Raw genomic sequence first — 6,446 nt, 5'->3', positions numbered from 1 at the left:
TTAGTATACTCCTAAACAGAGCAAAAAGCTCTTAGAAATGCAATTCCAAGAGCTTTGTCTTCAGTCTGAGACGCATTAGCGTCTTTTTCTAGCCTTCAAACTTATTTTTCTGTTAAGGCAGCCAAGCCTGGCAAGACTTTACCTTCAAGGAGTTCCATTGAGGCACCACCGCCTGTTGAGATCCATGAGAATTTGTCTGCACGGCCAAGATTGATAGCTGCGGCAGCTGAATCACCACCACCGATGATTGATTTAACGCCTGGTTGTTTAACGATAGCATCCATAACACCGATTGTACCAGCTTGGAAGTCTGGGTTTTCAAATACACCCATTGGTCCATTCCATACAACAGTTTTAGCACCTGTAAGAGCTTCGTCAAATTTAGCGATTGATTTAGGACCGATATCAAGACCAAGGAAACCTGCATCTACTGCTTCACCTTCAGTATCTTTAACTTCTGTGTAGTCAGCAAAAGCATTAGCTTCTTTAGAGTCAACTGGCAAAATCAATTTGCCGTTGGCTTTTTCAAGAAGACCTTTAGCAATATCTAACTTATCTTCTTCAACCAATGAATCACCAATTTCGATGCCTTGAGCCTTGAAGAAGGTATAAGTCATGCCACCACCGATTAGGACTTTATCAGCTTTTTCAAGAAGGTTTTCGATGACCCCAATTTTATCTGAAACTTTTGATCCTCCAAGGATAGCCACGAATGGACGAACTGGGTTATCAACAGCTTCTTGGATGTAAGCAATTTCATTTTCAAGAAGGAAACCTGCAACTGCCTTGTCAACATTTGCTGAGATCCCTACATTTGATGCGTGTGCACGGTGAGCGGTACCAAAAGCATCATTTACAAAGACACCATCACCTAGACTTGCCCAGTATTTACCAAGTTCGGGATCATTTTTGGATTCTTTCTTACCATCTACATCTTCAAAACGAGTGTTTTCAACCAAAAGAACTTGCCCGTCTTCAAGAGCATCAATAGCTGTTTCAAGCTCACTGCCACGGGTAGCACCTGGGAAAACAACATCTTGTCCCAATTTAGCCGCCAAGTCTTTAGCAACTGGAGCTAGAGATTTACCCTCTTTATCAGCTTCTTCTTTTACACGGCCAAGGTGAGAAAAAAGAATTGCACGGCCACCTTGTTCGATGATGTACTTAATCGTTGGAAGAGCCGCAGTGATACGGTTGTCATTAGTGATAACGCCATCTTTCAAAGGAACATTAAAGTCAACACGAACGAGGACTTTTTTACCTTTCAAATCAACATCTTTAACAGTCAATTTTGCCATTAGTAGACTCCTTAAAATTATTTTTACCTCATCATTATATCACATTTTCTGTGCTATTTCTAAATTCTTCTGTGAAAAGTGATGGTTCTCACAACTATTTATGAATTGAGCAATCTCCCCCAATAAACAAAAAAGAGACTGGAAAATTCCAGTCTCTCAATAATCAGTAAACAAATGAATTATTTAGCGATTTTTGCGAAGTACTCAAGAGTACGTACAAGTTGTGAAGTGTATGACATTTCGTTGTCGTACCATGAAACAACTTTAACCAATTGTTTACCATCAACATCAAGAACTTTAGTTTGAGTTGCGTCAAACAATGAACCATATGACATACCTACGATATCTGAAGAAACGATTGGATCTTCAGTGTAACCATAAGATTCATTTGAAGCTGCTTTCATTGCTGCGTTAACTTCTTCAGCAGTAACGTTTTTATCAAGAACAGCTACCAATTCAGTTACAGAACCGCTTGGAACTGGAACACGTTGTGCAGCACCATCAAGTTTACCATTCAATTCTGGGATAACAAGACCGATAGCTTTAGCAGCACCAGTTGAGTTAGGCACGATGTTAGCTGCAGCTGCACGCGCACGGCGAAGATCACCACCACGGTGTGGTCCGTCAAGGATCATTTGGTCACCAGTGTATGCGTGGATAGTAGTCATCAAACCTTCAGTAATAGTGAAGTTGTCATGCAATGCTTTAGCCATTGGTGCTAAACAGTTTGTTGTACATGAAGCACCTGAGATAACTGTTTCAGTACCATCGAGAGTATCGTGGTTAGTGTTGAATACGATTGTTTTAACATCGTTTCCACCAGGAGCAGTGATAACAACCTTCTTAGCACCACCATTAGCGTGCAAGTGTTTTTCAGCTGCTTCTTTCTTAGCAAAGAAACCAGTAGCTTCAAGAACGATTTCTACACCGTCAGCTGCCCAGTCGATTTGTTCTGGATCGCGTTCTGCAGAAACCTTTACAAATTGACCGTTAACTTCGAAACCACCATCTTTAACTTCAACCGTACCGTCAAAACGACCTTGAGTTGTATCGTATTTCAACAAGTGTGCAAGCATAACTGGATCTGTAAGGTCGTTAATGCGAGTAACTTCAACACCTTCAACATTTTGGATACGACGGAATGCAAGACGTCCGATACGACCGAAACCGTTAATACCAACTTTAACTACCATGTGTGATTTCCTCCTTATGAAAATCAATAAAATTTTGATTGAGGGCGAACCCTTTAACAATTTGTGAAAAGGTTAACTTGTGGTGATGCACAAATCCCCTTCAACAAACTTATTATATACTTATTTTCTGTAAATTGCAACCACTTACCATTTTCCAAAAAGATAAAAGATGGCGGAAAACAAAAAAACTAGCAATTTAATATGCTAGTTTTTACAGTGAAACCACTAATTACGCTTCACCAGAATTTTTCTTAATGATTTCTTCTTGTACTGATTTTGGAACATCTTCATAGTGATCAAATACCATCATGAATGTACCACGTCCTTGGGAAGCTGAACGAAGAACAGTTGCATAACCAAACATTTCCGCAAGTGGTACATAAGCGCGAACAATTTGACTGTTGCCATGTGCTTCCATACCATCTACACGTCCACGACGAGCAGTAACGTGTCCCATAACATCACCGAGATTTTCTTCTGGAACAGTGATGGTTACAAGCATCATTGGCTCAAGGATAGTTGGTTGCGCAGTTTTAGCGGCTTCTTTAAGGGCGAGTGATGCTGCTATCTTGAAGGCTGTTTCAGATGAGTCGACATCATGGTATGAACCATCATAAAGCTTAGCTCTGATATCAACCAATGGATAACCAGCAAGGACACCGTTAGCCATTGCTTCTTCCAAACCTTTTTCGACAGCAGGAATAAATTCACGTGGGACAACACCACCGACGATGGCATTTTCAAACTCGAATCCTTTACCTTCTTCGTTTGGTGTAAATTCGATCCAAACATCACCAAACTGACCTTTACCACCCGATTGGCGTTTAAAGAATCCACGCGCTTGTGTAGCAGCACGGAAAGTTTCACGATAAGATACTTGTGGGGCACCAACATTAGCTTCAACCTTGAATTCACGTTTCATACGGTCAACAAGGACATCCAAGTGGAGCTCACCCATACCAGAGATAACTGTTTCACCTGTTTCCGCATTGGTTTCAACACGGAAGGTTGGGTCTTCTTCAGCCAATTTTTGAAGGGCAATACCCATCTTATCTTGGTCAGCTTTAGATTTAGGCTCAACCATCAATTGGATAACCGGTTCTGGAACTTCGATTGACTCAAGAATAACCTTAGCTTTTTCATCAGTCAAAGAATCCCCTGTTGTTGTTTCTTTCAAACCAACAGCAGCAGCGATATCACCAGCGTAAACAGTTTCAATTTCTTGACGGCTATTAGCGTGCATTTGCAGGATACGTCCAATACGTTCACGTTTACCTTTAGTGGTATTCATAACGTATGAACCGCTATTTAGAACACCTGAGTAGACACGGAAGAAGGTCAAACGACCTACAAATGGGTCTGTCATAATCTTGAAGGCAAGAGCTGCAAATGGTTCATCATCAGATGCTGGACGTTCTTCTTCTTCATCTGTATCAGGGTTAACACCTTTAATTGCCGGGATATCAAGTGGGCTTGGAAGGTAATCAATAACCGCATCAAGCATCAATTGAACGCCCTTATTCTTGAAGGCAGAACCACAAAGAACTGGATAGAATTCTACATTGACAGTTGCCTTACGGATGGCAGCTTTCAATTCATCGTTTGTGATTTCTTCACCTTCAAGATATTTCATCATGAGGTCTTCATCAGTTTCAGCTACAGCTTCAACCAATTTTTCGCGGTATTCGTTAGCCTGATCAACATATTCAGCAGGGATATCTTCTTCAAGAATATCTGTACCAAGGTCGTTGGTATAGATTTCAGCTTTCATTTTTATCAAGTCAATAATCCCACGGAAGTCATCTTCAGAACCGATCGGTAACTGAATTGGGTGCGCATTGGCTTGAAGGCGGTCATGAAGTGTGCTTACTGAGTAGAGGAAATCCGCGCCAATTTTATCCATTTTATTGGCAAATACGATACGTGGAACACCATATTCAGTTGCTTGGCGCCAAACTGTTTCAGTTTGAGGTTCAACACCTGATTGGGCATCAAGAACAGTTACAGCACCGTCAAGAACACGCAGAGAACGCTGAACTTCGATAGTAAAGTCAACGTGCCCTGGTGTGTCAATGATGTTGACACGGTGGTCATTCCATTGTGCCGTTGTAGCGGCAGAAGTGATCGTGATACCACGTTCTTGTTCCTGTTCCATCCAGTCCATTTGTGAAGCCCCTTCGTGAGTTTCACCGATTTTGTGGATACGACCTGTGTAATAAAGAATACGCTCTGTAGTAGTTGTTTTACCCGCATCTACGTGGGCCATAATACCGATGTTACGAGTTTTTTCCAATGAAAATTCGCGAGCCATGAAGTTATTCTCCTATAATCTATAATTTTTGGAAAAAACGGATAGGCAGGACCTACCCGTTCTTAGAAATATCTGTTTTATGTGTTGATGGGTAAGGTCAATTGAGACCTCACAATCTATTTTACCAACGGAAGTGGGCAAAGGCACGGTTTGCTTCTGCCATACGGTGTGTATCTTCACGTTTCTTAACAGCAGCACCTGTATTATTTGCAGCATCCATGATTTCTTTTGCAAGACGTTCTTTCATAGTGTGTTCACCACGGGCACGTGAGGCATTGACCAACCAACGAAGACCAAGAGTTGTACGACGTTCTGGACGAACTTCAACTGGGACCTGGTAGTTAGACCCACCGACACGGCGTGCACGCACTTCAAGTACAGGCATGATGTTTTCCATTGCTGACTCAAATACTTCGAGCGCATCATTGCTAGTGGTCTCTTTGATTGTATCAAAAGCACCGTAGACAATAGTAGCTGCTGTACCGCGTTTACCGTCTAGCATAACACGGTTGATAAGACGCGTTACAATTTTTGAATTGTACAATGGATCTGGTAATACTTCGCGCTTAGGCGCTTGATTTTTACGACTCATTAGTTCTTATCTCCCTTCCATTAGCCTTTAGGGCGTTTAGCACCGTATTTAGAACGGCCTTGTTTACGGTCTGCTACGCCTGCTGTATCAAGCGCACCACGAACGATATGGTAACGTACCCCTGGAAGGTCTTTTACACGTCCACCACGGATAAGAACAACACTGTGTTCTTGCAAGTTATGACCAATACCTGGAATGTAGGCAGTTACTTCGATGAGGTTACTCAAACGTACACGAGCAAATTTACGAAGGGCAGAATTGGGCTTTTTAGGTGTCATCGTTCCAACACGAGTAGCAACACCACGTTTTTGTGGTGATGAAATGTTAGTTGGAACTTTTTTGTGGCTATTGTAGCCAACGTTAAGTGCTGGTGAGTCAGATTTTTCAACTTTAGACTTACGTGGCTTGCGTACCAATTGGTTGATTGTAGGCATCTACATTTCTCCTGTAATATTTTAGTTTTGGTTGATATGGCACTCGGTGACAGCCCATATCTGTGTGTACTTTGCAACATTTGTCAGCACGTCTCTGTACACTTTTGAGAGACCAAAAGTAAAAAGTACCGTCTATCATAATATCATAGCAGGGGATGTTTTGTCAATGTTTTTATCACACTTGCATCTTTTGATTATGTGCCATTGTGGGCCAATCATTACCAGTTATCAAAAGCATGCGGTTGTTATAAACATCCACAATCACTTAAAACAAAGAGTGGTATTTGGATTGAAGATAACCAGTTGACTGATATAAAGTAGGTGAGACTGATTAGCAGGTTGAGATTTTTCTTATGAAATATTTCTCAGCTAAAGGAGGCATGACACTGCTGCCATAGTTCTTGGCATTCCTATAAGCAGAGTCGACAAGCTTGTTTTCATTGGCGACATAGCTTTTCAGTAAGAATTTTAAGCAGTCATGCACAGGCAAAAAAAAGACATGACTAGCCGTGTATCTAAAATATTCAACATACTCAGATAAAACTGACGCCCCGTCAGGTCCGTCCCAGTCGTCACCGCAGACACCCCATTGGCCACAGAATAAGTGGTCAAAACCGC

5 protein-coding genes are annotated in these 6,446 nt (G+C 41.6%); all 5 read right to left on the bottom strand.

Annotated features, from left to right (window positions below; genetic code table 11):
* Nucleotides 1-101 precede the first annotated feature (101 nt).
* The 5 genes from ACFOSE_RS09465 to rpsL all read right to left on the bottom strand — a co-directional run bounded on the left by ACFOSE_RS09465 (nucleotide 102) and on the right by rpsL (nucleotide 5,828).
* Nucleotides 102-1,298 (bottom strand): phosphoglycerate kinase, encoded by a 1,197-nt coding sequence (locus tag ACFOSE_RS09465; RefSeq protein WP_380432752.1) that lies wholly within the window; start codon nucleotides 1,296-1,298, stop codon nucleotides 102-104.
* A 179-nt stretch (nucleotides 1,299-1,477) separates the two neighbouring features.
* On the bottom strand, nucleotides 1,478-2,491 hold the full coding sequence (gene gap / locus ACFOSE_RS09460) for a type I glyceraldehyde-3-phosphate dehydrogenase (RefSeq protein ID WP_380432750.1): 1,014 nt from the start codon (nucleotides 2,489-2,491) through the stop codon (nucleotides 1,478-1,480).
* 229 nt (nucleotides 2,492-2,720) lie between these two features.
* On the bottom strand, nucleotides 2,721-4,802 hold the full coding sequence (fusA, locus tag ACFOSE_RS09455; protein WP_380432748.1) for an elongation factor G: 2,082 nt from the start codon (nucleotides 4,800-4,802) through the stop codon (nucleotides 2,721-2,723).
* Nucleotides 4,803-4,923: 121 nt separating this feature from the next.
* Nucleotides 4,924-5,394 carry a 30S ribosomal protein S7 gene (gene rpsG / locus ACFOSE_RS09450; protein WP_380432747.1) on the bottom strand — a complete coding sequence of 157 codons (471 nt, stop codon included), beginning with the start codon at nucleotides 5,392-5,394 and terminating at the stop codon, nucleotides 4,924-4,926.
* 20 nt (nucleotides 5,395-5,414) lie between these two features.
* Nucleotides 5,415-5,828 carry a 30S ribosomal protein S12 gene (gene rpsL, locus ACFOSE_RS09445; protein WP_380432746.1) on the bottom strand — a complete coding sequence of 138 codons (414 nt, stop codon included), beginning with the start codon at nucleotides 5,826-5,828 and terminating at the stop codon, nucleotides 5,415-5,417.
* Nucleotides 5,829-6,446: the final 618 nt, after the last annotated feature.

Source organism: Streptococcus dentapri, from assembly GCF_042649885.1.
Lineage (GTDB): Bacteria > Bacillota > Bacilli > Lactobacillales > Streptococcaceae > Streptococcus > Streptococcus dentapri.
This window is presented reverse-complemented; position numbering and strand designations above follow the sequence as displayed.

What these genes read in the sequence shown, in the direction of transcription:
- ACFOSE_RS09465 (WP_380432752.1), bottom strand. Translation starts at nt 1,298, where the DNA reads ATGGCAAAATTGACTGTTAAAGATGTTGATTTGAAAGGTAAAAAAGTC.
- gap (WP_380432750.1), bottom strand. Translation starts at nt 2,491, where the DNA reads ATGGTAGTTAAAGTTGGTATTAACGGTTTCGGTCGTATCGGACGTCTT.
- fusA (WP_380432748.1), bottom strand. Translation starts at nt 4,802, where the DNA reads ATGGCTCGCGAATTTTCATTGGAAAAAACTCGTAACATCGGTATTATG.
- rpsG (WP_380432747.1), bottom strand. Translation starts at nt 5,394, where the DNA reads ATGAGTCGTAAAAATCAAGCGCCTAAGCGCGAAGTATTACCAGATCCA.
- rpsL (WP_380432746.1), bottom strand. Translation starts at nt 5,828, where the DNA reads ATGCCTACAATCAACCAATTGGTACGCAAGCCACGTAAGTCTAAAGTT.